The sequence below is a fragment of the Lelliottia nimipressuralis genome (assembly GCF_041464075.1).
In the GTDB taxonomy this organism is placed as follows: Bacteria; Pseudomonadota; Gammaproteobacteria; order Enterobacterales; family Enterobacteriaceae; genus Enterobacter; species Enterobacter nimipressuralis.
The window spans coordinates 3,612,307-3,637,508 of record NZ_CP167172.1; the positions used below are offsets into that span (position 1 = coordinate 3,612,307).

The 25,202-nt window shown below is 57.8% G+C and carries 25 protein-coding genes; 12 read left to right on the forward strand and 13 right to left on the reverse strand.

What is annotated here, in order from left to right; translation table 11 throughout:
- Positions 1-198: 198 nt before the first annotated feature.
- Both ascF and ACB496_RS17355 read left to right on the forward strand, forming a co-directional pair.
- On the forward strand, positions 199-1,650 hold the full coding sequence (ascF, locus tag ACB496_RS17350) for a PTS cellobiose/arbutin/salicin transporter subunit IIBC (protein WP_102105428.1): 1,452 nt from the start codon (positions 199-201) through the stop codon (positions 1,648-1,650).
- A gap of 18 nt (positions 1,651-1,668) precedes the next feature.
- The gene (locus ACB496_RS17355; protein ID WP_371973141.1) at positions 1,669-3,093 is read left to right on the forward strand and encodes a 6-phospho-beta-glucosidase; all 1,425 of its coding nucleotides are present in this window, start codon (positions 1,669-1,671) and stop codon (positions 3,091-3,093) included.
- Between the two features lie 44 nt (positions 3,094-3,137).
- Here ACB496_RS17355 and hycI read toward each other — a convergent pair whose 3' ends face one another.
- From hycI to hycA, 9 genes are all read right to left on the reverse strand, one after another.
- Positions 3,138-3,593: a hydrogenase maturation peptidase HycI gene (gene hycI, locus ACB496_RS17360; protein WP_123428712.1), complete on the reverse strand. Its 456-nt coding sequence runs from the start codon at positions 3,591-3,593 to the stop codon at positions 3,138-3,140.
- Positions 3,586-3,996 carry a formate hydrogenlyase maturation HycH family protein gene (locus ACB496_RS17365; protein ID WP_100779160.1) on the reverse strand — a complete coding sequence of 137 codons (411 nt, stop codon included), beginning with the start codon at positions 3,994-3,996 and terminating at the stop codon, positions 3,586-3,588. Before ACB496_RS17365 ends, hycI begins: the two co-directional genes overlap by 8 nt.
- Complete coding sequence (locus ACB496_RS17370; protein WP_371973142.1) at positions 3,993-4,760, reverse strand: NADH-quinone oxidoreductase subunit B family protein; 768 nt, start codon at positions 4,758-4,760, stop codon at positions 3,993-3,995. Before ACB496_RS17370 ends, ACB496_RS17365 begins: the two co-directional genes overlap by 4 nt.
- Entirely contained in the window at positions 4,760-5,302 is a 543-nt protein-coding gene (locus ACB496_RS17375; RefSeq protein ID WP_181826764.1) for a formate hydrogenlyase complex iron-sulfur subunit, read from the reverse strand. The genes ACB496_RS17370 and ACB496_RS17375 overlap by 1 nt, the downstream gene beginning before the upstream one ends.
- Before the next feature lie 9 nt (positions 5,303-5,311).
- Entirely contained in the window at positions 5,312-7,021 is a 1,710-nt protein-coding gene (locus ACB496_RS17380; protein ID WP_102105431.1) for an NADH-quinone oxidoreductase subunit C, read from the reverse strand.
- A gap of 17 nt (positions 7,022-7,038) precedes the next feature.
- The gene (locus ACB496_RS17385) at positions 7,039-7,962 is read right to left on the reverse strand and encodes a respiratory chain complex I subunit 1 family protein (protein ID WP_319417869.1); all 924 of its coding nucleotides are present in this window, start codon (positions 7,960-7,962) and stop codon (positions 7,039-7,041) included.
- Position 7,963: 1 nt separating this feature from the next.
- Positions 7,964-9,790 (reverse strand): formate hydrogenlyase subunit 3, encoded by a 1,827-nt coding sequence (hycC, locus tag ACB496_RS17390; RefSeq protein WP_371973143.1) that lies wholly within the window; start codon positions 9,788-9,790, stop codon positions 7,964-7,966.
- Positions 9,787-10,395: a 4Fe-4S dicluster domain-containing protein gene (locus ACB496_RS17395; protein ID WP_371973144.1), complete on the reverse strand. Its 609-nt coding sequence runs from the start codon at positions 10,393-10,395 to the stop codon at positions 9,787-9,789. The genes hycC and ACB496_RS17395 overlap by 4 nt, the downstream gene beginning before the upstream one ends.
- Positions 10,396-10,466: 71 nt before the next feature.
- Positions 10,467-10,922 carry a formate hydrogenlyase regulator HycA gene (hycA, locus tag ACB496_RS17400; protein WP_100779153.1) on the reverse strand — a complete coding sequence of 152 codons (456 nt, stop codon included), beginning with the start codon at positions 10,920-10,922 and terminating at the stop codon, positions 10,467-10,469.
- A 210-nt stretch (positions 10,923-11,132) separates the two neighbouring features.
- Here hycA and hypA point away from each other — a divergent pair, with 210 nt between their 5' ends.
- From hypA to flhA, 6 genes are read left to right on the forward strand one after another with little or no spacing between them, the layout of a single operon-like run.
- Positions 11,133-11,483 carry a hydrogenase maturation nickel metallochaperone HypA gene (gene hypA, locus ACB496_RS17405; RefSeq protein WP_371973145.1) on the forward strand — a complete coding sequence of 117 codons (351 nt, stop codon included), beginning with the start codon at positions 11,133-11,135 and terminating at the stop codon, positions 11,481-11,483.
- Between the two features lie 3 nt (positions 11,484-11,486).
- The gene (hypB, locus tag ACB496_RS17410; protein WP_371973146.1) at positions 11,487-12,350 is read left to right on the forward strand and encodes a hydrogenase nickel incorporation protein HypB; all 864 of its coding nucleotides are present in this window, start codon (positions 11,487-11,489) and stop codon (positions 12,348-12,350) included.
- The gene (locus ACB496_RS17415; RefSeq protein WP_371973147.1) at positions 12,341-12,613 is read left to right on the forward strand and encodes a HypC/HybG/HupF family hydrogenase formation chaperone; all 273 of its coding nucleotides are present in this window, start codon (positions 12,341-12,343) and stop codon (positions 12,611-12,613) included. Before hypB ends, ACB496_RS17415 begins: the two co-directional genes overlap by 10 nt.
- 3 nt (positions 12,614-12,616) lie before the next feature.
- Positions 12,617-13,738 (forward strand): hydrogenase formation protein HypD, encoded by a 1,122-nt coding sequence (hypD, locus tag ACB496_RS17420; protein WP_371973148.1) that lies wholly within the window; start codon positions 12,617-12,619, stop codon positions 13,736-13,738.
- Positions 13,735-14,745, forward strand: coding sequence for a hydrogenase expression/formation protein HypE (hypE, locus tag ACB496_RS17425; RefSeq protein WP_371973149.1), 1,011 nt, complete (start codon positions 13,735-13,737; stop codon positions 14,743-14,745). The genes hypD and hypE overlap by 4 nt, the downstream gene beginning before the upstream one ends.
- Positions 14,746-14,805: 60 nt before the next feature.
- The gene (flhA, locus tag ACB496_RS17430) at positions 14,806-16,878 is read left to right on the forward strand and encodes a formate hydrogenlyase transcriptional activator FlhA (protein WP_371973150.1); all 2,073 of its coding nucleotides are present in this window, start codon (positions 14,806-14,808) and stop codon (positions 16,876-16,878) included.
- Between the two features lie 27 nt (positions 16,879-16,905).
- Here the strand turns inward: flhA and ACB496_RS17435 are convergent, their stop codons facing one another.
- A complete protein-coding gene (locus ACB496_RS17435) occupies positions 16,906-17,250 on the reverse strand; it encodes a nitrous oxide-stimulated promoter family protein (protein WP_100779146.1) in 345 nt (114 codons plus the stop codon).
- 187 nt (positions 17,251-17,437) lie between these two features.
- On the opposite strand from ACB496_RS17435, the gene ACB496_RS17440 reads away from it, so the two are divergent.
- Positions 17,438-17,668, forward strand: a complete 231-nt coding sequence (locus ACB496_RS17440) for a SymE family type I addiction module toxin (protein ID WP_100779145.1) — start codon at positions 17,438-17,440, stop codon at positions 17,666-17,668.
- 113 nt (positions 17,669-17,781) lie between these two features.
- Positions 17,782-20,343 carry a DNA mismatch repair protein MutS gene (gene mutS, locus ACB496_RS17445; protein ID WP_371973151.1) on the forward strand — a complete coding sequence of 854 codons (2,562 nt, stop codon included), beginning with the start codon at positions 17,782-17,784 and terminating at the stop codon, positions 20,341-20,343.
- A gap of 16 nt (positions 20,344-20,359) precedes the next feature.
- Here mutS and ACB496_RS17450 read toward each other — a convergent pair whose 3' ends face one another.
- Positions 20,360-21,247, reverse strand: coding sequence for a LysR substrate-binding domain-containing protein (locus ACB496_RS17450; protein WP_371973152.1), 888 nt, complete (start codon positions 21,245-21,247; stop codon positions 20,360-20,362).
- A gap of 109 nt (positions 21,248-21,356) precedes the next feature.
- Here ACB496_RS17450 and ACB496_RS17455 point away from each other — a divergent pair, with 109 nt between their 5' ends.
- Together ACB496_RS17455 and ACB496_RS17460 are read left to right on the forward strand one after the other, a co-directional pair.
- Positions 21,357-22,565 carry an MFS transporter gene (locus ACB496_RS17455; protein ID WP_371973153.1) on the forward strand — a complete coding sequence of 403 codons (1,209 nt, stop codon included), beginning with the start codon at positions 21,357-21,359 and terminating at the stop codon, positions 22,563-22,565.
- The gene (locus tag ACB496_RS17460; RefSeq protein WP_371973154.1) at positions 22,562-22,939 is read left to right on the forward strand and encodes a DUF4440 domain-containing protein; all 378 of its coding nucleotides are present in this window, start codon (positions 22,562-22,564) and stop codon (positions 22,937-22,939) included. Before ACB496_RS17455 ends, ACB496_RS17460 begins: the two co-directional genes overlap by 4 nt.
- A 49-nt stretch (positions 22,940-22,988) precedes the next feature.
- Here ACB496_RS17460 and rpoS read toward each other — a convergent pair whose 3' ends face one another.
- Both rpoS and nlpD read right to left on the reverse strand, forming a co-directional pair.
- Positions 22,989-23,981, reverse strand: a complete 993-nt coding sequence (gene rpoS / locus ACB496_RS17465) for an RNA polymerase sigma factor RpoS (protein ID WP_095283101.1) — start codon at positions 23,979-23,981, stop codon at positions 22,989-22,991.
- A gap of 60 nt (positions 23,982-24,041) precedes the next feature.
- A complete protein-coding gene (nlpD, locus tag ACB496_RS17470; RefSeq protein WP_100779140.1) occupies positions 24,042-25,166 on the reverse strand; it encodes a murein hydrolase activator NlpD in 1,125 nt (374 codons plus the stop codon).
- Between the last annotated feature and the right edge of the window lie 36 nt (positions 25,167-25,202).

Genomic DNA, 25,202 nt, shown 5'->3' on the forward strand with positions numbered 1-25,202 from the left:
ACCTGATGCGCCGAAGTGTACTGCACTGCACGAAAATTGTCGCAGCGCGAATCTCACGCTTTTAAACACTCAAAGTGATCGTTATCACGAATGTAAAAAATGCACGGATCACCATCTTGTTTCATACGAAGAAACTCATCATGATTTTGTGGAACCGGTTTCCTACATGTTCTCACAACTACAACAGGATCACTTCCGATGGCCAAAAATTATGCCGCGCTGGCGAAAGACATTGTCAGCGCGCTCGGCGGGAAAGATAACATCGTCGCCGTCACCCACTGTATGACGCGCCTGCGCTTTGTGTTGCAGGACGAAAGCGCCATCGACAGCGCCACGCTCAAAAGCCTCTCCGGCGTGCTCGGCGTGGTGCGCAACGATAACCAGTGTCAGGTGATCATCGGCAATACCGTTTCTCAGGCCTACCGCGAGGTGGTGAACCTGCTGCCTGCCGGGATGCGTCCTGCTGAGCCGCAAGGCCCGCAAAAACTGACGCTTCGCCGCATCGGCGCTGGCGTGCTCGACGCGCTGATCGGCACCATGTCCCCGCTGATCCCGGCGATCATCGGCGGCTCGATGGTGAAACTGCTGGCAATGATCCTGGAGATGACCGGCGCGCTGCCGAAAGGTGCCCCTACGCTCACGATTCTGACGGTGATTGGTGACGGAGCCTTCTTCTTCCTGCCGCTGATGGTGGCCGCGTCTGCCGCCGTGAAATTCAAAACCAACATGTCGCTGGCGATTGCCATCGCAGGCGTGCTGGTGCATCCAAGCTTTATTGAGCTGATGGCGAAAGCCGCCCAGGGCGAGCACGTCGAGTTCGCGTTTATCCCGGTGACGGCGGTGAAATACACCTACACGGTGATCCCGGCGCTGGTCATGACCTGGTGCCTGTCGTACATCGAACGCTGGGTGGACAAGATCACGCCAGCGGTAACTAAAAACTTCCTGAAACCGATGCTGATCGTGCTGATTGCCGCCCCGCTGGCGATTGTGCTGATTGGGCCGCTGGGTATTTGGATTGGTAGCGCGATTTCGTCGCTGGTCTACACCATTCACGGCTATCTGGGCTGGCTGTCCGTGGCCATTATGGGCGCACTCTGGCCGCTGCTGGTAATGACCGGTATGCACCGCGTCTTTACGCCAACGATTATTCAGACTATCGCCGAAACCGGCAAAGAAGGGATGGTGATGCCGTCGGAAATCGGCGCGAACCTCTCTCTTGGCGGTTCTTCCCTGGCGGTAGCCTGGAAAACCAAAAACCCGGAACTGCGCCAGACGGCGCTCGCCGCAGCGGCGTCCGCCATCATGGCGGGAATTTCTGAACCGGCACTTTACGGCGTGGCGATTCGCCTGAAACGCCCGTTAATTGCGAGCCTGATCAGCGGCTTTATCTGCGGCGCGATCGCCGGTATGGCGGGGCTTGCCAGCCACTCAATGGCGGCACCGGGCCTGTTCACCAGCGTACAGTTCTTCGATCCGGCCAATCCGATGACCATCGTCTGGGTGTTTGGCGTGATGGCCCTGGCCGTGGTGCTTTCGTTTGTTCTGACGCTGATCCTCGGCTTTGAGGATATTCCAGTGGAAGACGAGGCCGAGAAAGCACGCGCCCTGCAAACCGCACCGGTTCCGGCACAAGAAGCACGAGCATAAATGAATAACGAGGTAAAAATGTCTGTTTTTCCAGAAGGATTTTTATGGGGCGGCGCACTGGCCGCCAACCAGAGTGAAGGTGCTTACCGTGAAGGCGGTAAAGGGCTGACCACCGTCGATATGATCCCCCACGGCGCAAACCGCATGGCGGTGAAAGTCGGTAAGGAAAAACGTTTCTCGCTGCGCGACGACGAGTTTTACCCGAGCCACGAGGCGATTGATTTTTACCATCGCTACAAAGAAGACATCGCACTGATGGCGGAGATGGGTTTTACGGTATTCCGCACCTCGATTGCCTGGAGCCGCCTCTACCCGAACGGTGACGAACCGCGGCCGAATCAGGCCGGTATCGCCTTTTACCGCGCGGTGTTTGAAGAGTGCAAAAAGTACAATATCGAGCCGCTGGTGACCCTGTGCCACTTCGATGTGCCAATGCATCTGGTCACCGAATACGGCTCCTGGCGCAACCGCAAAATGGTCGATTTCTTCGCCCGCTACGCGCGCACCTGCTTTGAAGAGTTCAATGGTCTGGTGAAATACTGGCTGACCTTCAACGAGATCAACATCATGCTGCACAGCCCGTTCTCGGGCGCGGGACTGGTCTTTGAAGAGGGTGAAAACGAAGATCAGGTGAAATACCAGGCCGCACATCACGAGCTGGTGGCAAGCGCACTGGCGACCAAAATCGCCCATGAAGTGAACCCGGAAAACCAGGTCGGCTGTATGCTGGCAGGCGGCAGTTTCTACCCGTACTCCTGCAAGCCAGAAGACGTGTGGACGGCACTGGAAAAAGATCGCGAAAACCTGTTCTTTATAGACGTTCAGGCGCGCGGCACCTATCCGGGTTACTCGGCGCGCGTGTTCCGCGATAAAGGGGTGACGATTGTTAAAGACCCGGCCGACGACCAGCTCCTTAAACATACCGTCGATTTTGTGTCGTTCAGTTATTACGCGTCACGCTGCGCCTCTGTGGAGATGAACGCCAATAACACCAGCGCGGCAAACATCGTCAAATCCCTGCGCAACCCGCACATTGAGGTGAGCGAATGGGGCTGGGGCATTGACCCGCTGGGTCTGCGCATCACCATGAACATGATGTATGACCGCTACCAGAAACCGCTGTTCCTGGTGGAAAACGGCCTCGGGGCGAAAGACGAGATCGACGCCAGCGGCGAGATTAACGACGACTACCGCATCAGCTATCTGCGCGAGCATATCCGCGCAATGGGCGATGCGATTGAAGACGGCGTGCCGCTAATGGGTTACACCACCTGGGGCTGTATCGATCTGGTGGCAGCTTCCACGGGCGAGATGAGCAAGCGCTACGGGTTTGTGTATGTCGATCGTGACGATGCAGGCAACGGCACGCTGGATCGTAAACGCAAGAAATCGTTCTGGTGGTATAAGAAGGTGATTGCGAGCAACGGGGCGGATTTGGCGTAACGGAGTTCTGCCCGGTGGTACGTCGCGCACCGGGCATTCACTTCTCAGAGTCGTGCAAAACCCCCGTCCCCTGCCCATCCTGCAAGCCGGGAATAGACCGTTTCTACCGCCGCTTTTATCGCGGGAGTCATCGGATAATAAAAGCCGACAATATCCGGCTGAATGCCCAAAAACAGCACCTCGCCCACGTCGTCTTTAATCTGATCGACCAGATAGTTGAGCGGCATATTGTGGGTGGTCATCATGAACATCTCAGCAATATCGTCCGGATCGATGAGGCGGATTTCGCCCGGGTTTAGCCCCATATCGGTGGCATCGACAATCAGCAGCCGGTCCGGGCGCAGCTCGCGAAGGGCAACCACGTCATTTTCCGGCGCGCTGCCGCCGTCGATCACCTGCCAGTTACCCTGCGGATTTGCGAAGCACATTTCCGCCAGCAGCGGGCCTGCGCCGTCGTCGCCCATCATGCTGTTGCCCACACACAGTAAAACGTCAGTCACGTAATCTCCTCACCATCAGGTAGATGGCGCTCTCCTGATGAATATCGTGCAGCATACTGAGCACCGTTTTGCTCCACGCCTGCTGCTCAGGGGTTTGCACTGCGAGCGCCGCATCGAAGGCATTCGCCAGCATGGCGATGTGATTGCTGTCGATGACGATCTCGCCATACTTCGGTACACCTTCCATTTTGCGTCGTGCGGTGCTGCCCGCCTCCAGCGTGCCGATCCACGCCAGATAGTCCTGCCACGGACAGCTCAGCGCCGCCTCTAAACAGTCGATCACCCCGAGATGGTGGCCAATCGCCAGGCTGTAATAGACCACCTGCTGGGCCGCATCCGGCGTCGCGTCGTTCTCATCGATAAATTTACGGCTCAGCTGACTGAACACCACCTTTTCACTCATCGGATACGCGCCTCATCCACCACCTGGTCCAGGTTTGCCACGATCTCGTTCAGACGCGGATCTTTCTCCGCCTCCAGCCAGCGCGCCACCTGATGCTCGCCCTGGCTCAACAGACGCAGATAGTCATCAGCAATCTGGCGGCCATAGCGATACCCGGCGAGGCGTCGCGCCGTGCGATCGACCTTCACGCGCAGAGGCTGCACCATATCCGGGTGCAAAATCTGCGCGGGCTGATTGTCGATCTCACCCGGGGCGCGGGCGTGAATTTTCTGCTCCAGCAGACCCAGCGCCATCGCAAAACCGTACAACGTCGCCGCGGGCGTCGGCGGGCAGCCAGGGATATACACATCCACCGGCACGATTTTGTCGGTGCCACCCCACACGCAGTAGAGATCGTGGAAGATCCCGCCGCTGTTGCCGCATGCGCCATAGGAGATACAAATTTTTGGATCCGGCGCCGATTGCCAGGCGCGCAGCGCCGGAGATCGCATCGCGCGCGTCACCGCGCCGGTAAACAGCAGAATGTCCGCATGGCGCGGGGATGGCACCACTTTGATACCAAAACGTTCGGCATCAAACAGCGGCGACAGGGTGGCGAAGATTTCGATTTCGCAGCCGTTGCAGCCGCCGCAGTCCACGCGGTAGACGTAGGCGGAACGTTTGATGTTTTTCAGCAGGGAGGCTTTCATGCTCGCGATGGATTCGTCCACCGTCATCGGCACCGGAATGCCGTTATCGTCGCGCGGGCCGAGTAAATTATTCATCAGCTGGCTTCTCTCATGTGGCGGGTGATATCAATGCGGTCGGACGGCAGCAGGCATTTCTGACGCTTGCATTCCGGGCAGGTTTCAAACCCTTCCCGGTGCATTTCGGCGCGCGCATCACCGTTGTGTTTCAGCAACGCAATGGCGTAGTCGATCTCTTTTTGCACGGCAAACGGATGGTGGCAAACGCGGCAGTGGCACAGGTCAAAACGCGACTGCTGGAGGAAATCCTCTTTTTTCCACACCGCCAGCTCGTACTCCTGCGACAGCTTAATCGCCGCCGTCGGGCAGACCTCTTCACAGCGGCCACAAAAAATGCAGCGTCCGAGGTTGAACTGCCAGGCCAGCTGATTCGTCGCCAGATCCGTCTCCACCGTCAGGGCATTCGACGGGCAGGCGTTAACGCACGCCGCGCAGCCGATGCACTGCTGCGGGTTGTGCTCTGGTTTGCCGCGAAAGTTTTTATCGACCGGCATCGGCTCAAGCGGATAACGGCTGGTGACCGTACCGGTTTTGATCACTTTTTTGATAAAGGTAAACATGACGGTTCCTTATTTCAGCGGCGAGTTCTTGCGCTCGATGCTGTAGCGTTCAAGCTCTTTGTACGGCACCACCTGGCTTTTCTTCTTGCGCACATCCACCACCGTCATGCGGTCGGTACAGGAGTAGCAAGGATCGAGGCTGCCGATGATCAGCGGCGCATCAGAGACCGTATTGCCGCGCAGCATGTAGCGCAGGGTCGGCCAGTTGGCGTAGGTCGCCGCACGGCAGCGCCAGCGGTAGAGCTTCTGGTTGTCGCCGGTCATGCTCCAGTGGATATCATCCCCGCGTGGCGCCTCGGCGAACCCGAGCGCAAAACGGTTCGGGATATAGGTAAAGCCTTCCACCGCCAGCGGACCGCCGGGCAGATTATCCAGACCAAAATCGATCATATTCAGGGCGGTAAAGACTTCGTTGATACGCACTTTCAGACGCGAGATAACGTCGCAGCCCTGCTCGCTGTGTACGGTCATCGGCAACAGACCGTAACCGACAAACGGGTGATCGGCGCGGGTATCGCGAGCGTGACCGCTGGCGCGCACCATTGGGCCGACGTTGCTGAAATCGCGGGCGATCTGCGGATCGAGACGGCCCACGCCGACGGTGCGCTGCTCGATATTCGGCGTGCTCAGAAGCATATCCACCAGATCCTGCACATCGCGGCGCATCTGCTGTGCCAGCAGGCGGGTCTGGATCATGTCGTCTTTCAGCAGATCGCGGCGAATCCCACCGATCAGGTTCAGACCGTAGGTTTTACGCGCCCCGGTGAGGATTTCCGCCATCTTCATCGACGCTTCACGCACGCGGAAGAACTGCATAAATCCGGAATCAAAGCCGACGAAGTGACAGGCGAGGCCGAGGTTCAGCAGGTGCGAGTGCAAGCGCTCGACCTCCAGCAGAATGGCGCGGATCATCTGCGCCCGCTCAGGCACCACAATGCCCATGCCGTTTTCCACCGAGGTGGTATAAGCGGTGCTGTGGGCAAAGCCGCAGATGCCACACACGCGATCCGACAGGAAGGTGACTTCGTTGTAACCCATACGGGTTTCCGCCAATTTTTCCATGCCGCGATGGACGTAGAACAGGCGGTAATCGGCGTCGATAATGTTTTCGCCATCGACAAACAGGCGGAAGTGGCCCGGTTCATCGGAGGTGACGTGCAGCGGGCCAATCGGCACCACGTTGTTCTTTTTGCTGCCGAGTTCGTTGATGAACTCGTAGGTTTCGCTGTCGGTCGTCGGCGCCGGACGCTGGCGATAATCCATGCTGTCTTTGCGCAGCGGATAGAGTTCATCCGGCCAGTCGTCGGGCAGCACCAGACGGCGCTCATCCGGCAGGCCAACCGCCACCAGGCCGTACATGTCGCGTACTTCGCGCTCGCCCCAGACGGCGGCAGGCACGCGCGGCGTGACGGACGGGTATTCCGGTTTATTCGGATCAACTTCGACGCGTACCGTGAGCCAGCACTTCACGCCCTGCTCCATCGACAGCACGTAGTAAACCGCGTAGTTGCCGCACAGCTGACGCTCATCGTTGCCGAACAGTACCGACAGCCAGCCGCCCTGCTGGTAATAGAGAAACTCCACCACTTCCGGCAGGTAGTTCACCTTGATGGTGACAGTGATCTGGTCTTTGGTCTGCCAGCTCTCCTCCAGCACCACGCCGGGAAACGCCTGATGCAGTGCGGCAAGATACTGTTGACCTACTTTTTCTTCAGACATGCTAAGACTCTCTGTAATCACGCCACCAGCAAGGAGACGAAGGCTAAAAATGCGAACCCAAAACCGGCCCAGGTGACGCGCGACGTGGCGTTGAAACGCAGTCGCGCCATGCTGTTTTCAAACAGCGCGATAATCAGCACCCCCGCCACCAGCTTGAGCACGGCGATAACCACTGCCAGCAGAAAACCCGCCGCCGAGAAGTGTGTCATCTGCCCCCACGGGAAGAAGACGCCGACAAACATTTGCAGGACCACCAGCTGTTTGAGGCTGATGCCCCACTTCAGCACCGCAAAGCCGTAGCCGCTGTACTCCGTGAGCGGTCCTTCCTGCAGCTCCTGCTCCGCTTCCGCGAGGTCAAAGGGCAGTTTTCCCATCTCAATAAAGGTGGCGAAGGCACAGGCGCAGAGCGCCAGCAGCAGCGGAACGGTGCGGGTAACCGGCCAGTGATAAACCGTGTCAGTGATAAAGCTGATATGGGTGGAACCCGCGACCTGCGCGGCTACCCACAGGCCCAGCAGCAGGATCGGTTCCACCAGCACGCCGAGCATCGCTTCACGGCTGGCGCCGATACCTGTAAACGGACTGCCCGTATCCAGCCCTGCAATCGCAAAGAAAAAGCGCGCGATAGCGAAGAGATAGATCAGGGTGATCAGATCGCCGAGCACCGGCAGCGGCGACGCGACGGTCACCACCGGCAGCGCGGTGGCGATGGTCAGCATCACGCCGACCATCACGAACGGCGTCAGGCGGAACACCCAGCCGGACGCATCCGGGGCGATGCTCTGACGACCCATCAGTTTGATGAGATCGCGGTACTCCTGAAGCACGCCTGGACCGCGACGATTGTGCATCCGGGCGCGGGCCACGCGGGTAATGCCCGAAAGCAGTGGCGCAACGGCGAATAACACCAGCGCCTGAAGTAATGCCAGTAACAGACTCATGTCAGGCTCCTCGTGAAATCACAATCACCACCAGCACCGCCAGCTCGATCACGGCGAGACGACGGAACAGCGTCGGTGCAGCCGCGCTTTGCCAGCCGGGGATCACCTTCACCGGGTTCAGCGCGTGGCGCAGTTTCAGGACAAAGGCGAAGTTCTCTTTCACCGGCATCGCAAAACCGTGGGCGGTGATAACCATCGATTGTTCGTGCTCGTACCCGCACGCCCATGCCGTACCGCGTGAGCGCGCAGGCAGACGGTCGCGTTTGAAGAACATCATCAGCACCAGCGGCAACAGCGGCGCAGCGATCAGCAGCAGGGCAATCATCGGCTGGGAAACGGCGGTGTGCGCGGTCGTGAGCGGTAGCGGAACCGCACTCCCCAGCAGCGGCAGCAGCCACGGCGCGGCAACCCCACCCGCGATGCAACACAGGGCCAGCAGAACCACGCTTGCGGTCATCAGCGCCGGTGCACTGCGGGCATTTTCTGCCTCCGGAGTGCGCGGTGCGCCAAGGAAGGTGACGCCGTAGACTTTCGCCATACACATCACCGCCAGCGCGCCGGTGATCGCGAGGCCGACCGCCAGCATTGGCCCGAGCAGACGGGCAATAAAGAGGTCGCTCTGACCCAGCGCAAAGAAGGACTGGTAGATCACCCACTCACCGGCAAAACCGTTGAGCGGCGGAAGTGCGGCCATCGCCATCAGCCCCACCAGCATCGGGAGCGAAATCAGCGGCATTTTTTTGCCGATACCGCCCAGCTTTTCGATATCGCGATGCCCGGTGCGGAACCAGACGCTGCCCGCCCCCAGGAATAGGGTGCTTTTAAACAGGCTATGGTTAACAAGATGGTACAGCCCGCCGATAAACCCGGCGGCGACCAGCGCCGGATGGTTCAGTGCCAGCCCCGTCACACCCGCGCCTAAGCCAAGCAGGATGATGCCGATGTTTTCCAGGGTGTGATACGCCAGCAGACGCTGGATGTTGTGCTCCATCAGGGCGTACAGCCCGCCGACAAAAGCGGTGATCATCCCGGCAATCAACAGCACCACGCCCCACCACAGCGGCGGTTGGCCACCGATAAGCGAAAGCGTGAGGATGCCAAACAGACCGACTTTCATCACCACCGTCGAGAACAGCGTCGCGGCAGGCGCTGAAGCAGTAGCATGCGCCTGCGGCACCCAGCCGTGCAGCGGAATAATTCCCGCCAGCAGACCAAAGCCGACCACGCCAGAAAGCCAGATATCGGCCCCAAACGGCAGCAACTGCGCGCGGGCGCTGAGCAGATCCAGGTCAAGCGTGCCGTAGCGCTGCCACACCAGCCAGCAGGTGAGCGCCAGCAAAAGGGTGCCGAGACGCCCCAGGAAAAACCACAGTTTGCCGGATGGGCTGCATCCCGTGAGGAACACCCCGCACAGCGCCATGATCTCCGCCATTACGACCAGCGCGGCCAGGTTGCTGGCCACCACGGTACAGACGGCGGCGGCGAGCAGCAGATTGACCAGCAGGCCGTTTGGTTTGGTCTGCGGGTGACGGTGCCAGTCAATATTAAACAGACTGACAAACAGCCCGCACAGGCCAAAGGTCACCAGCCAGATCGCATTCAGCGGCGTGAGCTGAAGAGTGTGGCGAATCAGCGGCATGACGCCTTCTGCATGGACACCCTGCGTCAACACCATGAATCCGGCTATCGCCGTGATGACACTCCCCGCTGCGCCGCCGATTCCGGCAATCCATCCGCTGAGGGTTTTGTGAAAAGAGAAGACCAGCGCCAGCACCGCCGTCGCAGCAAAGCAGGCTACGGCGCTGTTAATCAGATAGACAGCGTTCATTTCGCCCCCTCGTTTTGCGCCTGAAACAGCGACAGATCGCCAAAGTCGGTATTAATGGTCAGTTCGCGTTTGCGCTTACTGGTGCGAGCGATATCGTGGATATTGACCAGAATCAGCGCTTTGGTCGGGCAGGTGCGTACGCAGGCGGGGCCTTGTTCGTCAAAGCTGCACAGATCGCACTTCACCGCCACGGCGCGCACGCCCGGCACCCAGTCCAGCAGGGAACTGACGCGAGCCGGTGCGGGAGGCGCAGGCGGCGCTTTTGGCGAATTGGCATTCGCCGGAATATGCAGCGGGCGGCTGCCAGAAAATTCAATCGCGCCAAACGGGCAGGCGATGCCGCAAAGTTTGCAGCTTACGCACAGGCTTTCGTTCAACTGAACAGCGCCATCGATACGGTTGATGGCATTCACAGGACAGACGCCCGCACAGGGAGCATCCTCACATTGATGGCAGAGCTGCGGGGCAGACTCTTTTTCATTACGCATAACGCGCAGGCGCGGCATGGACTGCAGCCCGTGCAGGCGGTGTGTTTCGGAACACGCCGCTTCACAGGTGTGGCAGCCAATACAGACCGTCGAGTCAGCAATTACAAAACGGTTCACCGGGTAGTCCTCAGGACAGTGTCATTTTTGACGACGGACGTGCCATATCGACACATCTCGACACGCAAGCATCAGGCCGTGTGCGGTTCGCTGGTAAGCGACTGCAGATTCACCGGCAAATTGTGCTCGACCGCGGAATAGAGGCCGTTGTAAACCGGCGCGATTTTTTCCAGATAGTGTTCAAGCACCTGGTGGCGATCGCGGGTGCTAACGTGGCCGTCAACCATGCCGTCGATCATCAGCTGCGCCTGGGCAATCCGCTGTCTGTCGCCGTCTTTGGTCTCGACGTGATACTCAATGACGTGGCTGTTAAAGGCATCGGCCAGGGTGACGTAAATCGTAAAATGGCCGAACAGGATGAAGCACAAATCCTCTTGCGCCGCACAGCTCATCGCGTGGTGCAGATGGGCTTTTGACAGGGTGATGCCCTGAACCAGTGAGTTGCAGTAGAGGTGCCACTGCTCCTGTAATTGTTGATGGCGTTGCGCGATGTAATCCGCTTTTTCGCTAAGTTCCCAAATAGTCATCTCAGATATCCGGTTAATGGAGATAGCGGCTGTTAAGCAGATTTTGTGCCAGTTTTTATCTTGCTGATAATTAACGATTTAAAAATAAAACAGACTGTCAAAATGCGTGTGTCGACGTGTCATTTCGTCAGCGCCGTCATCGACACTCCCTTTCCTAAATCAGGCTGGCATCGTTATTGCATCACCGCCCCAAATCACCGAGGAGGCGTCATGCACGAAATCACCCTCTGCCAGCGAGCGCTGGAACTTATCGAACAGCAGGCGAAGCAGCACCACGCAAAACGCGTCACTGGCGTATGGCTCAAAGTCGGGGCGTTTTCCTGCGTCGAGCCAAGTGCCCTCACCTTTTGCTTTGAGCTGGTATGTCGCGACACGCTGGCAGAAGGCTGCGAGCTGCATCTCGAAGAGCAGCAGGCCGAATGCTGGTGCGAGACCTGCCAGCAGTACGTCACGTTGCTGTCATCGAAAGTGCGAAGCTGCCCGCAGTGTCAGAACATCGGGCTTCGCATCGTCGCGGACGACGGTTTGCAGATCCAGCGCCTCGAAATAGACCAGGAGTAAATCATGTGTAGTACCTGCGGTTGCGCCGAAGGCAACCTGTATATCGAAGGGGACGAGCATCGCCCCCACTCCGCGTTTCGCTCCGCGCCCTTCTCTCCCGCCCCGCGCAAAGTGGCGGCACTGACCGGCATCACTTTTGCCCCGAAGCAGTCTGACGCGGGCGATCTGCACTACGGCCACGGCGAAGCGGGCACGCATGCGCCGGGCATGAGCCAGCGCAAAATGCTGGAGGTCGAAATCAACGTGCTGGATAAGAACAACCAACTCGCCGCCTGCAACCGTGCGCGTTTCGCCGCTCGCCAGCAATTAGTGCTGAACCTGGTGTCCAGCCCCGGTTCCGGTAAAACCACGCTGCTGACGGAAACCCTGAAGCGTCTGAATCACCGCGTCTCCTGCGCGGTGATTGAAGGGGATCAGCAGACCGTTAATGACGCGGCGCGCATTCGTGAAACCGGCACCCCGGCCATTCAGGTGAATACGGGTAAAGGCTGTCATCTGGATGCGCAGATGATTGCCGACGCCGCGCCGCGTCTGCCTCTTGCCGATAACGGCATTCTGTTTATCGAAAACGTCGGCAATCTGGTCTGCCCGGCCAGTTTTGATCTCGGCGAACGGCATAAAGTGGCGGTGCTGTCGGTGACGGAGGGCGAGGACAAGCCGCTGAAATATCCGCATATGTTTGCCGCCGCCTCGCTGATGTTGCTTAACAAAGTCGACCTGCTGCCCTATCTCAATTTTGACGTAGAGAAGTGCCTGGCCTTTGCCCGGGAAGTAAACCCGGAGATTGAAATTTTGCCGGTTTCCGCCACCAAGGGCGACGGCATGGAGAGCTGGCTGGCCTGGCTGGAGAACGAACGATGTGCATAGGCGTTCCGGGACACATCCGCGATATCGACGGTAATCTGGCCAAAGTGGACGTCTGCGGCATATTGCGCGATGTCGATTTAACGCTGGTGGGCGCGGTTGACGAAAACGGTGCCTCGCGCCTCGGCCAGTGGGTTCTGGTGCACGTCGGTTTTGCCATGAGCGTGATTAACGAAGCCGAGGCCCGTGACACCCTGGCGGCGCTGCAAAATATGTTTGAAGTGGAGCCAGACGTCGGCGTCCTGCTGTTTGGCGAGGAGCGATAAATCATGCGCTACGTTGATGAATATCGCGCGCCGGAACAGGTGATGCAGCTTATCGCGCACCTTAAAACGCGCGCTGCCCGGCTGGATTACACCGCAGAGCGCCCGCTGCGCATCATGGAAGTGTGCGGCGGCCACACCCATGCGATCTTTAAATTCGGTCTCGATCAGCTCCTGCCCGATAACATCGAATTTATCCACGGCCCTGGCTGTCCGGTGTGCGTGCTGCCGATGGGCCGCATCGACAGCTGCATTGAGATTGCCCGCCAGCCGGACGTCATTTTTTGCACCTTTGGCGACGCGATGCGCGTACCGGGGAAAAACGGTTCGCTGATGCAGGCCCGCGCACACGGCGCGGATGTGCGTATCGTCTACTCGCCGATGGATGCACTTAAGCTGGCGGCAGAGAATCCGGCACGCAAAGTGGTCTTTTTCGGCCTGGGGTTTGAAACCACCATGCCCGCCACGGCCATCACCCTACAGCAAGCAAAAGCGCAGAAGCTGACCAACTTTTTCTTTTTCTGTCAGCATATTACGCTTATCCCAACCCTGCGCAGCCTGCTGGACGAACCCGACAACGGGATCGATGCGTTTCTGGCGCCGGGCCACGTCAGCATGGTGATAGGCACCGAGGCCTATGGGTTTATCGCCGCAGAGTATCATCGCCCATTAGTGGTGGCTGGATTCGAACCACTTGATCTACTACAAGGCGTGAACATGCTGGTTGAGCAGAAAATAGCAGCCCTGAGTTCGGTAGAAAATCAGTACCGCCGCGTGGTCCCCGATGCGGGCAACCGGCTGGCGCAGCAGGCCATCGCCGAAGTATTTAGCGTCGAAGGCGACAGCGAATGGCGCGGGCTGGGTTTGATCGCGCAGTCTGGCGTGCATCTGACCGCCGCGTATCAGGCATTCGACGCCGAAGCGCATTTCCGTCCGCAGCCGCAGCAGGTGTGCGACGATCCCCGAGCCCGCTGTGGGGCGGTGTTAACAGGCAAATGCAAACCGCATCAATGCCCGTTATTTGGCAACACCTGTAATCCGCAAACAGCGTTTGGCGCGCTGATGGTCTCGTCCGAAGGGGCCTGCGCCGCGTGGTATCAGTACCGCAATCAGGAGTGTGAAGCATGAAGACGGTGGAAATGGCCCACGGCAGCGGCGGCCAGGCAATGCAGCAGCTGATTGGCCAGCTGTTTATGGCGGCCTTCGATAACCCCTGGCTGGCTGAGCAGGAAGATCAGGCGCGTATCGCGCTCTCTTCCCTCACCGCGCAGGGTGACCGGCTGGCGTTTTCCACCGACAGCTACGTCATCGACCCGCTGTTTTTCCCCGGCGGTGATATCGGCAAGCTGGCGGTGTGCGGCACGGCGAATGATGTGGCGGTAAGCGGGGCAATTCCACGCTATCTCTCCTGCGGCTTTATCCTCGAAGAGGGTCTGCCGATGGAAACGTTAACCACCGTCGTCAACAGCATGGCGCAGACCGCACGCGACGCAGGTATTGCGATTGTCACCGGCGATACCAAAGTGGTGCAGCGCGGTGCGGCAGACAAACTGTTTATCAATACCGCAGGCATGGGCGCGATCCCGGCGGAGATCCACTGGGGCGCGCAGCAGCTTACCGTCGGTGATGTGCTGCTGGTGAGCGGCACGCTGGGCTGTCACGGCGCGACGATCCTGAATCTGCGTGAAGGGCTGGGGCTGGACGGCGAACTGCGCAGCGACTGCGCGGTGCTGACGCCGCTTATCCAGACTTTGCGCAACTGCGCAGGCGTAAAAGCCCTGCGCGATGCCACGCGCGGCGGCGTAAATGCAGTGGCCCACGAGTTCGCCGCCACCAGCGGCTGCGGCATTGAGCTGGTAGAAAGCCAACTGCCCGTCAAACCGGCGGTGCGCGGCCTGTGCGAACTGCTTGGCCTGGATCCGCTAAACTTTGCCAACGAAGGCAAATTGCTGATTGGCGTTGAACGCAGCGCAGCCGAAAACATACTGGCACAGCTGCGCAGCCATCCGCTGGGGCAGAACGCCGCGATCGTTGGGGAGGTGGTGGAGCGCAAAGGGGTGCGACTGACCGGCCTGTATGGCATCAAGCGCACACTGGATTTACCACACTCAGAACCGTTACCCCGAATTTGCTAGAACCGCGCGAACAGCGGTCAGCACTGTTTCTCTTTTTTTGCCAGTTTCTTTGGAAGCGATATGTCGTATACACCGATGAGCGATCTTGGACAGCAAGGGCTGTTTGATATTACGCGTACACTTTTACAGCAGCCCGACCTGGGTTCACTGAGCGATGCCCTCACACGGCTGGTCAGGCAGTCTGCCCTCGCAGACAGCGCCGCGATTGTGCTCTGGAACAGCACCAGTCATCGCGCCAGCTACTATGCTACGCGCGATAACGGCAAGCCTGTCGAATATGAAGATGAAACGGTGCTGGCGCACGGCCCGGTGCGTCGTATTCTGTCGCGCCCGGACGCCCTGCACTGCAATTTCGACGAGTTTCGCCAGGCCTGGCCACGGCTTGCCGAAAGCCCGCTGTATGCGCCGTTCGGTCATTACTGTCTGCTGCCACTGGCGGTGGATGGGCGTATCTTTGGCGGCTGTGAGTTTATCCGTAACGCCGATCAGCCGTGGAGCGAGGCGGAGTACGAGCGCCTGCATACCTTTACGCAAATTGTCAGCGTGGTGGCGGAGCAGATCCACAGCCGGGTCACGGATAATGTCGACTACGATCTGCTGAGCCGCGAGCGTGATAACTTCCGCATTCTGGTCGCGATTACCAACGCGGTGCTTTCCCGGCTGGACATGGACGAGCTGGTGAGCGAAGTCGCCAAAGAGATCCATCACTACTTCAAAATAGACGCCATCAGCATCGTACTGCGGGGTCATCGCAAGGGCAAACTGACGATTCATTCCACCCACTATCTGGATGAAACTAACCCGGCCCATGAGCAGAGCGAAGTTGACGAAGCCGGAACCTTGTCCGAACAGGTGTTTAAAAACAAAGAGATGCTGCTGCTCAATCTGAGCGAGCGCGACGAGCTGGCCCCCTACGAGCGAATGCTGTTTAACTCCTGGGGCAACCAGATCCAGACCCTGTGCCTGCTGCCGCTGATGTCCGGCAACACCATGCTCGGCGTACTGAAACTGGCTCAGTGTGAAGAGCACATCTTTACCACTACTAACTTAAAGCTGCTGCGCCAGATTGCCGAGCGCATCGCTATCGCCCTCGATAATGCGCTGGCGTATCAGGAGATTCACCGCCTGAAAGAGCGGCTGGTGGATGAGAACCTGGCCCTGACGGAACAGCTGAACAATGTCGACAGCGAATTCGGCGAGATCATTGGCCGCAGCGACGCGATGTTCAGTGTGCTCAAGCAGGTGGAGATGGTGGCCCAGAGCGACAGCACGGTGCTGATCCTCGGCGAAACCGGCACCGGTAAAGAGCTGATCGCCCGCGCGATCCACAATCTGAGCAACCGCAACAGCCGCCGGATGGTGAAAATGAACTGCGCGGCGATGCCGGCAGGACTGCTCGAGAGCGATCTGTTTGGTCACGAACGCGGGGCGTTTACGGGCGCCAGTACCCAGCGCATCGGTCGTTTTGAGCTGGCCGATAAAAGCTCGCTGTTCCTCGATGAAGTGGGCGATATGCCGCTGGAGTTGCAGCCGAAACTGCTGCGCGTGCTTCAGGAGCAGGAGTTTGAACGCCTCGGCAGCAACAAACTGATCCAGACCGACGTGCGCCTGATCGCCGCCACTAACCGCGATCTGAAAAAGATGGTTGCCGATCGCGAGTTCCGTAACGATCTCTACTATCGCCTGAACGTGTTCCCGATTTGCCTGCCTCCCCTGCGCGAACGCCCGGACGACATTCCGCTGCTAGTCAAAGCCTTTACCGCCAAAATCGCCCGCCGGATGGGGCGCAATATCGACAGTATTTCGGCGGAAACCCTGCGCACGCTCTCCGCGATGGAGTGGCCGGGCAACGTCCGTGAGCTGGAAAACGTTATTGAGCGTGCGGTGCTGTTAACGCGCGGCAACGTGCTTCAGCTCTCTCTGCCGGAGCTGATGGTTGCAGAAAATCCGCTGCCTGCGGCAGAACTTCCGCAGGAGGGTGAGGACGAATACCAGCTGATTGTCCGCATTCTTAAAGAGACCAACGGCGTAGTCGCCGGGCCGAAAGGTGCCGCGCAGCGCCTGGGGCTGAAGCGCACCACGCTGCTTTCACGCATGAAACGGCTGGGTATTGAGAAGGATATGCTGGTCTAGACGCGATATGCCGTGCCCGGCACGGCATCACGTCTTCGGACGATATTTTTCAGGCAGCTCTGGCACCGGACGGCGATCGTCAATCAGATGACGAATCGTCAAAATCGGGTGACGCCACAGCATTCGTGGCCCTGCCCAGCGCATAATCTGCTTCATCTCTTCGCGTTTTGCGGGCTGGTAACAGTGCACCGGGCACTGCTTGCAGGCGGGCTTCTCTTCACCAAACACGCATTTATCCAGACGTTTTTCCGCATAGGCTTTCAGCGCCTGATAATGCCCTGCCTCATGTGTGGCTGCCGGGCATTGCTGTTCATACAGCGCAATCATTTTCCCGATGGTCTCTTTTTCGCGGGAGAGGCGTTTTCCTGACATGTCACGTTACCGGTTAATAAAGTGCATTTATAATACATTTTTATATCCCCTGTTTCAGCCCGATTTCATCATTTGCATTTCATTTTCTGAAGGCCGCTTCCAGTTTTAAACCGACTCCCGGCGCATTTTACTGGTATTTTATACAGGCAAATCTAAAGCCATCCTGACCGCTGTTAAGGGAGTTTTTATGTCTGACATGATCATTGCTCAACCCCATCGTCATCTTAAAGTGGGCTACTACAGAAAGCGTCACGAAGATCGGAAGACCAAAATTCCGAAGCGCTACAGCGTACACCCCGCCCTCAGTCTGAAAGGCGACTGGCTGGAACAGGCAGGATTTAAAACAAATTCGCAGGTGCGGGTGAGGGTCGAACACGGGAAATTGCTCATTGAGCTGATGGATGAAGCGGCGGCGTAAACTCGCGACTTTTTACTGCGCCACGCCATTTTTTCATGCGACAATAGAGGGAATTAACGAGCTGTGGGTCGCTCAAAACGCAACAATTTCAAAGAAATGGATATCATAACTCCATGAGCACAATCGACAATTTAACCGCGCATACCCCGATGATGCAGCAGTACCTGAAACTGAAAGCTCAGCATCCGGAAATTCTGCTGTTTTATCGTATGGGCGACTTTTACGAGCTTTTCTATGACGATGCCAAACGGGCGTCGCAGCTTCTCGACATCTCTCTGACCAAACGTGGCGCGTCAGCAGGTGAACCGATCCCGATGGCCGGGATCCCGCATCATGCAGTGGAAAACTATCTGGCGAAGCTGGTGAATCAGGGTGAATCCGTTGCCATCTGTGAACAGATAGGCGATCCGGCGACCTCCAAAGGCCCCGTTGAGCGCAAGGTTGTGCGCATCGTTACGCCGGGTACCATCAGCGACGAAGCGCTGTTGCAGGAGCGTCAGGATAACCTGCTCGCCGCCATCTGGCAGGACAGCAAAGGCTACGGCTATGCCACGCTGGATATTAGCTCCGGGCGTTTTCGCCTGAGCGAACCCGCCGACCGTGAAACCATGGCGGCAGAGCTGCAGCGCACCAATCCGGCGGAACTGCTTTACGCCGAAGATTTCGCCGAGATGGCCCTGATTGAAGGGCGTCGTGGTCTGCGCCGTCGCCCACTGTGGGAGTTCGAAATTGACACGGCTCGCCAGCAGTTAAATCTACAGTTTGGCACCCGCGACCTGATTGGCTTTGGTGTAGAGAACGCCCCGCGCGGTCTCTGCGCTGCAGGCTGCCTGCTGCAGTATGTGAAAGACACGCAGCGCACCACCCTGCCGCACATTCGCTCAATTACCATGGAGCGTCAGCAGGACAGCATCATCATGGATGCCGCTACGCGCCGTAATCTGGAGATCACTCAGAATCTGGCCGGTGGGGTTGAAAACACGCTCGCGGCGGTGCTCGACAGTACCGTCACGCCGATGGGCAGCCGTATGCTTAAACGCTGGCTGCATATGCCGGTGCGCGATACGGCTGTGCTGAAAAGCCGCCAGCAGACCATTGGCGCGCTGCAGGATCGCTTTACAGAATTACAGCCCGTGCTGCGCCAGGTGGGCGATCTGGAACGTATTCTGGCCCGTCTCGCGCTGCGTACTGCGCGTCCGCGCGATCTGGCCCGTATGCGCCACGCCTTCCAGCAGTTGCCTGAACTGCGCGCGCAGCTAGCGGAAGTCGACAGCGCGCCGGTGCAAAAGCTGCGCGAAAGCATGGGTGAATTTACCGAGCTGCGCGAGCTGCTGGAGCGCGCGGTTGTGGAAGCGCCGCCGGTGCTGGTTCGCGACGGCGGTGTGATTGCCCCGGGTTACAACGAAGAGCTGGACGAATGGCGCGCCCTGGCAGACGGGGCCACTGATTATCTGGATAAGCTTGAGATCCGCGAGCGCGAACGTCTGGGCTTGGATACCCTGAAAGTCGGCTACAATGCGATTCACGGCTATTACATCCAAATCAGTCGTGGACAGAGTCACATGGCGCCGATTCACTACGTTCGTCGCCAGACGCTGAAGAACGCCGAACGCTACATCATTCCAGAGCTAAAAGAGTACGAAGACAAAGTCCTCACCTCCAAAGGCAAAGCCCTGGCATTGGAAAAGCAGCTTTATGAAGAGCTGTTCGATACCCTTCTTCCGCACCTGGCTGATATGCAGTTGAGCGCAAGCGCGCTCGCCGAGCTGGATGTGCTGGTGAACCTGGCGGAACGCGCTGATACGCTCAATTACACCTGTCCGACGTTCAGCGACAAACCGGGTATACGCATTGCCGAAGGGCGTCATCCGGTGGTTGAGCAGGTGCTCAACGAGCCGTTTATCGCCAACCCACTGAATCTCTCTGCCCAGCGTCGCATGCTGATCATCACCGGCCCGAACATGGGCGGTAAAAGTACCTATATGCGTCAGACTGCGCTTATCGCCCTGCTGGCTTATATCGGCAGCTATGTTCCGGCGCAGAGCGTGGAGATTGGTCCTATCGATCGCATCTTCACCCGCGTGGGGGCAGCGGACGATCTGGCCAGTGGCCGCTCGACCTTCATGGTCGAGATGACCGAAACCGCTAACATTCTGCACAATGCGACGGAAAACAGCCTGGTGCTGATGGATGAGATCGGCCGTGGTACCTCTACCTACGATGGTCTTTCCCTTGCATGGGCGTGCGCTGAGAGTCTGGCGAATAAGATCAAAGCCATGACCCTGTTTGCGACGCACTACTTTGAACTGACGCAACTGCCAGAAAAAATGGAGGGTGTCGCCAACGTTCATCTGGATGCGCTGGAGCACGGCGATACCATCGCTTTCATGCATACGGTGCAGGACGGAGCGGCCAGCAAGAGCTACGGCCTGGCGGTTGCCGCGCTGGCGGGCGTGCCAAAAGAGGTGATCAAACGCGCGCGTCAGAAACTCCGCGAGCTGGAAAGCCTGTCGCCGAATGCTGCTGCGACGCAGATTGACGGCTCACAGATGTCGTTGCTGACGCTGGCGGAAGAGACCTCACCGGCGCTCGAAGCGCTGGAGAATCTCGATCCAGATTCTCTGACGCCGCGTCAGGCGCTGGAGTGGATCTATCGCCTGAAGAATCTGGCGTAAATTACCTCAGGCAACATTAACCGGCTCGGGTGCGCAGATAGTCGATAAACACGCGCACCTTAGCCGAGACATGCTGCGCATCGGGATAGACCGCATAAATGCCCTGCTGCGCAAAGGTGTAGCCGGGTAAGACATGTATCAGCCGTCCCTTTTCCAGTGCATTTTTTACCAGCCATTCTGGCAGCAATGCCACGCCCGCTCCCGCGAGCGCAAAGGCCATCAGCGCCTGGGCGCTGTCGGCAAACAATCGCGCAGGACGCGTGATCTCTAACAGCGCTTTTTTTCCACAGGCATCCGTCACCTGCCAGCGTAATGGCGCAGGAAGGCGGTCATGGATCAGCCACTCGGCCTGCGCCAGTGCGTCCAGCGAATCTACCGGGTTTGTAGAGAGCCATTCAGGGGCGGCCACGGGCAAAATCGTGAAACGCGAAATCTGCGCGGCGTGATAGCGAGAGTCGGCCAGCGTTCCCAGCCGAATGGCGACGTCAAAACGCTCTGCAATCAAATCGGCATGATGCGACGACGCAACGTGGCGTATCCGTAAATCCGGATGAAGCCGACTGAACTCCGCCAGAACCGGGATAATCACCTGCGCACCGTACTCTGGCGTGGAGGTGATTCGCAGCTCACCGCTCAGCCCAACGTGGCTGGCCCTGACTTCATCCTGCAAATTCTCCGCCGCTTTTAACAGCTCGACGCCACGCTGATAAAAGAGCGCGCCCGCTTCCGTGAGGGTGATTCTACGCGTAGAGCGCAGAAGTAACGTTACGCCCAGCTCATTCTCCAGCTGGCGAATATTAAAACTGACAACGGCTTTGGTTTGCCCAAGCGTAGTGGCCGCCGCGGTAAAACTGCCGGTATCCACCACCGCCACGAAAATCATCATTCGTTGTAGATTGAGCATTGCTGAGCGCCATTACTGTCAAAATTATTTTGACAGTATATCGCCAGCGATGCCGTTTATCCCACGCTTTCTGGCAGATACATTACCGCTCCTTAACAGAGGGTAAATCATGACGTATCGCCATAAAGTCGCCATCGTTTTTCTGCTGGGCTTTTTTCTCGACCTCATCAATATGTTTATCGCCAGCGTCGCCTTCCCGGCGATGGCGGTGGAGCTAAACGCATCCGCCCCTGCGCTGGCATGGGTCAGTAATGGCTACATTGTGGGCATGACGCTGGTCATCCCTTTTAGCGCCCTTATCACGCGCAGGATCGGCGCAAAGCGCCTTTTTATTCTCTCTCTGACCCTGTTCTGTGCTGCGGCGTCCGCCGCCGGGCTGGCGGAGTCACTGAGCCATCTTATCTTCTGGCGGGTGCTTCAGGGAGCGGGCGGTGGTCTGCTGATCCCGGTTGGGCAGGCCCTGGCGTGGCAACAGTTTAAACCCCACGAGCGGGCCGGATTATCGACAGCGGTGATGCTGGTCGCCCTGCTCGCTCCCGCGAGTGCCCCGGCGCTGGGGGGAGTGCTTATTCAGTTCTTTAGCTGGCGATGGATCTTTTTTGCACCGCTGCCGCTTGCGGTCGTCACGCTGCTGCTCGCCTGCCTATGGCTCAAAAACGACACCACCCCATCAGGGCCTGCTCGTTTACTGCATTTGCCGCAGCTGTCCGACCCGCTGCTGCGCTTCGCGATGCTGATCTATTTATGCGTACCGGGGATTTTCATTGGCGTGAACGTGGTCGGCCTGTTTTATCTGCAGAGTGTGGTGAAGATGACCCCAGCGGCAACGGGTGCGCTGATGCTCCCCTGGTCGCTCGCCTCGTTTATCGCCATATCCACCACCGGCAAATATTTCAACCGTCTTGGCCCACGCCCGTTGATAATCACCGGCTGTCTGCTGCAGGCGGCGGGAATCGCGGGTTTATCAGTGGTATCAGCGACAACCCCTGAATACATCATCATCGCCCTCTTCGTACTGATGGGAGCTGGTGGCAGTCTGTGCAGCAGCACCGCACAAAGCACCGCTTTTCTTAACGTGGCCTTTGACGAGATGCCGGACGCCAGCGCGCTGTGGAATATCAATCGCCAGCTGAGTTTCCTTCTGGGGACTACGCTGCTGGCCGTGATGTTGAGCGCTCTGCAACAGATTTTCACCCCCCTTCAGGCCTGGCACGGGACATTCATTCTTGCAGGCCTCATCACGCTTGTACCGCTGTTTAGCGCGATCCGCCTGAACAACCAGCAGGTACTTATTCACCTTCATAAGGAACCATCATGAATCTGTTTAAAGATGAAATCATCAATGCGCACATTGCCATCGAAAACTGGCTCGGCAAAGGCGAAGGCGATCACGACGCGCTAATGGCGCATTTCTGCGAGGGATTTACCATGGTAACACCGACCGGGGCATGTCTGGATTATCCTGCCCTGAGCGCGTTCTTTCTGGCACAGCGCGGCAGCCGTCCGGGGCTTTCCATTTTAGTCGACAATGTGGACGTGCTGGAGGAGTGGCCGCATGGCGCAGTGCTACGTTATCGCGAAGTACAACGTCAGCCTTCAGCGCCAACGACCCTGCGATGGTCAACCGTGGTATTACGTCAACAAGGGGATAGCATGCTCTGGCGCCATCTTCACGAAACAGTCGAACGTTAGAAAAGAAAAAGGCCCGTCTCTCGACGGGCCTTTTTTGATGAAAAGGTGCTTATTCGCGGAACAGCGCTTCGATATTCAGCCCTTGTCCCTGCAGGATTTCACGCAGGCGACGCAAACCTTCTACCTGAATCTGACGAACACGTTCACGAGTCAGGCCAATCTCACGGCCAACATCTTCCAGTGTCGCAGCTTCATACCCCAGCAGACCGAAACGACGTGCCAGCACTTCACGCTGTTTGGCGTTCAGTTCGAACAGCCATTTGACGATGCTCTGTTTCATATCATCGTCTTGCGTGGTGTCTTCCGGGCCGTTGTCTTTTTCATCGGCCAGGATGTCCAGCAGCGCTTTTTCGGAATCGCCACCCAGCGGGGTGTCGACGGAGGTAATGCGCTCGTTAAGACGCAGCATACGGCTTACGTCATCAACCGGTTTATCGAGCTGCTCGGCAATCTCTTCCGCACTTGGCTCGTGGTCCAGTTTATGGGACAACTCACGTGCAGTACGCAGATAGACGTTCAACTCTTTGACGATGTGAATCGGCAGGCGGATCGTACGGGTTTGGTTCATAATCGCCCGTTCGATAGTCTGACGAATCCACCAGGTCGCGTACGTAGAGAAACGGAACCCACGTTCTGGGTCAAACTTCTCAACGGCGCGGATCAGGCCCAGGTTGCCCTCTTCAATCAGATCCAGCAGTGCCAGACCACGATTGCTGTAACGACGAGCAATTTTCACCACCAGACGCAAGTTACTTTCGATCATGCGGCGGCGTGAGGCTACATCTCCACGCAATGCGCGACGCGCGAAATAGACTTCTTCTTCGGCCGTTAACAGTGGGGAATAACCAATCTCCCCAAGGTAAAGCTGAGTCGCGTCAAGCACACGCTGTGTGGCGCCCTGCGATAACAGCTCTTCTTCAGCTAAATCGTTATCACTGGGTTCCTCTTCAACCAAGGCTTTCTCATCAAAAGACTCGGCTCCGTTCTCATCAAATTCCGCATCTTCATTTAAATCATGAACTTTCAGCGTATTCTGACTCATAAGGTGGCTCCTACCCGTGATCCCTGAACGAGACACCCTGAAGTGGTATGTCCCGTCAAATTATCGCTGCGGTAAATATTGCAGCGGGTTTACGGATTTCCCCTTGTAACGAATTTCAAAATGCAAGCGTGTAGAACTGGTGCCGGTGCTACCCATGGTAGCGATTTTTTGCCCCGCCTTGATTTCTTGTTGTTCCCGGACCAGCATTGTATCGTTATGGGCGTAGGCACTCAGGTAATCATCGTTATGTTTGATGATAATAAGATTACCGTAACCGCGCAGAGCGTTACCGGCATATACAACGCGTCCATCTGCGGTCGCGATGATTGCCTGTCCCTTACTTCCTGCGATATCGATCCCTTTGTTTCCCCCCTCGGAGGAAGAGAAGTTCTCGATAACCTTGCCATCAGTCGGCCAACGCCAGGTTGAAATTGGCGCACTGGCGGTTTGACTGCTGGCAGTCGGTACGGAAGAGCTAACCACAGGTGCCGTAACCGGTGCTGTGACGACAGTCGCAGACGGCTTATTATTCGGCAACATTTTGTTAGCACTCTGTTCACCTGAGTCTTCAGAATACGTAATTGTTGGTTGTGAAGCAACCACCGCGCTGGTATTTTGCGCAGGTTTCACACTATTGTTTTGCGCGGTGACATCCGCGGCTGAAACAGAGTTGCCTGGGGTCAGCGGCGTACCGGTCGCATTACCGACCTGCAGCGTCTGGCCGACTTCCAGGCCATACGGGGCTTGTACGTTGTTTCGCTGGGCGAGGTCACGGAAATCGTTCCCGGTGATCCACGCGATATAGAACAGCGTGTCGCCACGTTTTACGGTGTAGGTGCTGCCGCCCGTATAACTTCCTTTCGGAATGTTCCCATACTTGCGGTTATAGACTATGCGGCCATTCTCGGTCTGCACAGGTTGTTGCACTGGCTGAATCTGAGTTGGCTGCGTGATCGGCGTTTGAACAGGCTGGATCTGCGGAGTTTGCTGCGGTGCCGCAGTGCCCATTTTAGGCGGAGGCGTAATCAGCATTCCACCGGAAGTATTCCCCGAATTGCTGCTCCCGCCGACTGAGCTCACTGGCGCAGGGGGGTTATTAGAACTCGTGCAACCTGCCAGCCAAAGCGAAACCAATGACAATGCCGCGACACGGCTGATGGTGAATTTCGGGCTTCCCGCGCTCATTTATCCCCCAGGAATGTGTTAACTACCAGTGACTTA

Excerpts from the sequence above, each read along its gene's own strand:
- ascF (WP_102105428.1), top strand. The coding sequence starts at position 199 with ATGGCCAAAAATTATGCCGCGCTGGCGAAAGACATTGTCAGCGCGCTC.
- ACB496_RS17355 (WP_371973141.1), top strand. The coding sequence starts at position 1,669 with ATGTCTGTTTTTCCAGAAGGATTTTTATGGGGCGGCGCACTGGCCGCC.
- ACB496_RS17365 (WP_100779160.1), bottom strand. The coding sequence starts at position 3,996 with ATGAGTGAAAAGGTGGTGTTCAGTCAGCTGAGCCGTAAATTTATCGAT.
- ACB496_RS17370 (WP_371973142.1), bottom strand. The coding sequence starts at position 4,760 with ATGAATAATTTACTCGGCCCGCGCGACGATAACGGCATTCCGGTGCCG.
- ACB496_RS17375 (WP_181826764.1), bottom strand. The coding sequence starts at position 5,302 with ATGTTTACCTTTATCAAAAAAGTGATCAAAACCGGTACGGTCACCAGC.
- ACB496_RS17380 (WP_102105431.1), bottom strand. The coding sequence starts at position 7,021 with ATGTCTGAAGAAAAAGTAGGTCAACAGTATCTTGCCGCACTGCATCAG.
- ACB496_RS17385 (WP_319417869.1), bottom strand. The coding sequence starts at position 7,962 with ATGAGTCTGTTACTGGCATTACTTCAGGCGCTGGTGTTATTCGCCGTT.
- hycC (WP_371973143.1), bottom strand. The coding sequence starts at position 9,790 with ATGAACGCTGTCTATCTGATTAACAGCGCCGTAGCCTGCTTTGCTGCG.
- hycA (WP_100779153.1), bottom strand. The coding sequence starts at position 10,922 with ATGACTATTTGGGAACTTAGCGAAAAAGCGGATTACATCGCGCAACGC.
- hypA (WP_371973145.1), top strand. The coding sequence starts at position 11,133 with ATGCACGAAATCACCCTCTGCCAGCGAGCGCTGGAACTTATCGAACAG.
- hypB (WP_371973146.1), top strand. The coding sequence starts at position 11,487 with ATGTGTAGTACCTGCGGTTGCGCCGAAGGCAACCTGTATATCGAAGGG.
- ACB496_RS17415 (WP_371973147.1), top strand. The coding sequence starts at position 12,341 with ATGTGCATAGGCGTTCCGGGACACATCCGCGATATCGACGGTAATCTG.
- hypD (WP_371973148.1), top strand. The coding sequence starts at position 12,617 with ATGCGCTACGTTGATGAATATCGCGCGCCGGAACAGGTGATGCAGCTT.
- hypE (WP_371973149.1), top strand. The coding sequence starts at position 13,735 with ATGAAGACGGTGGAAATGGCCCACGGCAGCGGCGGCCAGGCAATGCAG.
- flhA (WP_371973150.1), top strand. The coding sequence starts at position 14,806 with ATGTCGTATACACCGATGAGCGATCTTGGACAGCAAGGGCTGTTTGAT.
- ACB496_RS17435 (WP_100779146.1), bottom strand. The coding sequence starts at position 17,250 with ATGTCAGGAAAACGCCTCTCCCGCGAAAAAGAGACCATCGGGAAAATG.
- ACB496_RS17440 (WP_100779145.1), top strand. The coding sequence starts at position 17,438 with ATGTCTGACATGATCATTGCTCAACCCCATCGTCATCTTAAAGTGGGC.
- mutS (WP_371973151.1), top strand. The coding sequence starts at position 17,782 with ATGAGCACAATCGACAATTTAACCGCGCATACCCCGATGATGCAGCAG.
- ACB496_RS17450 (WP_371973152.1), bottom strand. The coding sequence starts at position 21,247 with ATGCTCAATCTACAACGAATGATGATTTTCGTGGCGGTGGTGGATACC.
- ACB496_RS17455 (WP_371973153.1), top strand. The coding sequence starts at position 21,357 with ATGACGTATCGCCATAAAGTCGCCATCGTTTTTCTGCTGGGCTTTTTT.
- ACB496_RS17460 (WP_371973154.1), top strand. The coding sequence starts at position 22,562 with ATGAATCTGTTTAAAGATGAAATCATCAATGCGCACATTGCCATCGAA.
- rpoS (WP_095283101.1), bottom strand. The coding sequence starts at position 23,981 with ATGAGTCAGAATACGCTGAAAGTTCATGATTTAAATGAAGATGCGGAA.
- nlpD (WP_100779140.1), bottom strand. The coding sequence starts at position 25,166 with ATGAGCGCGGGAAGCCCGAAATTCACCATCAGCCGTGTCGCGGCATTG.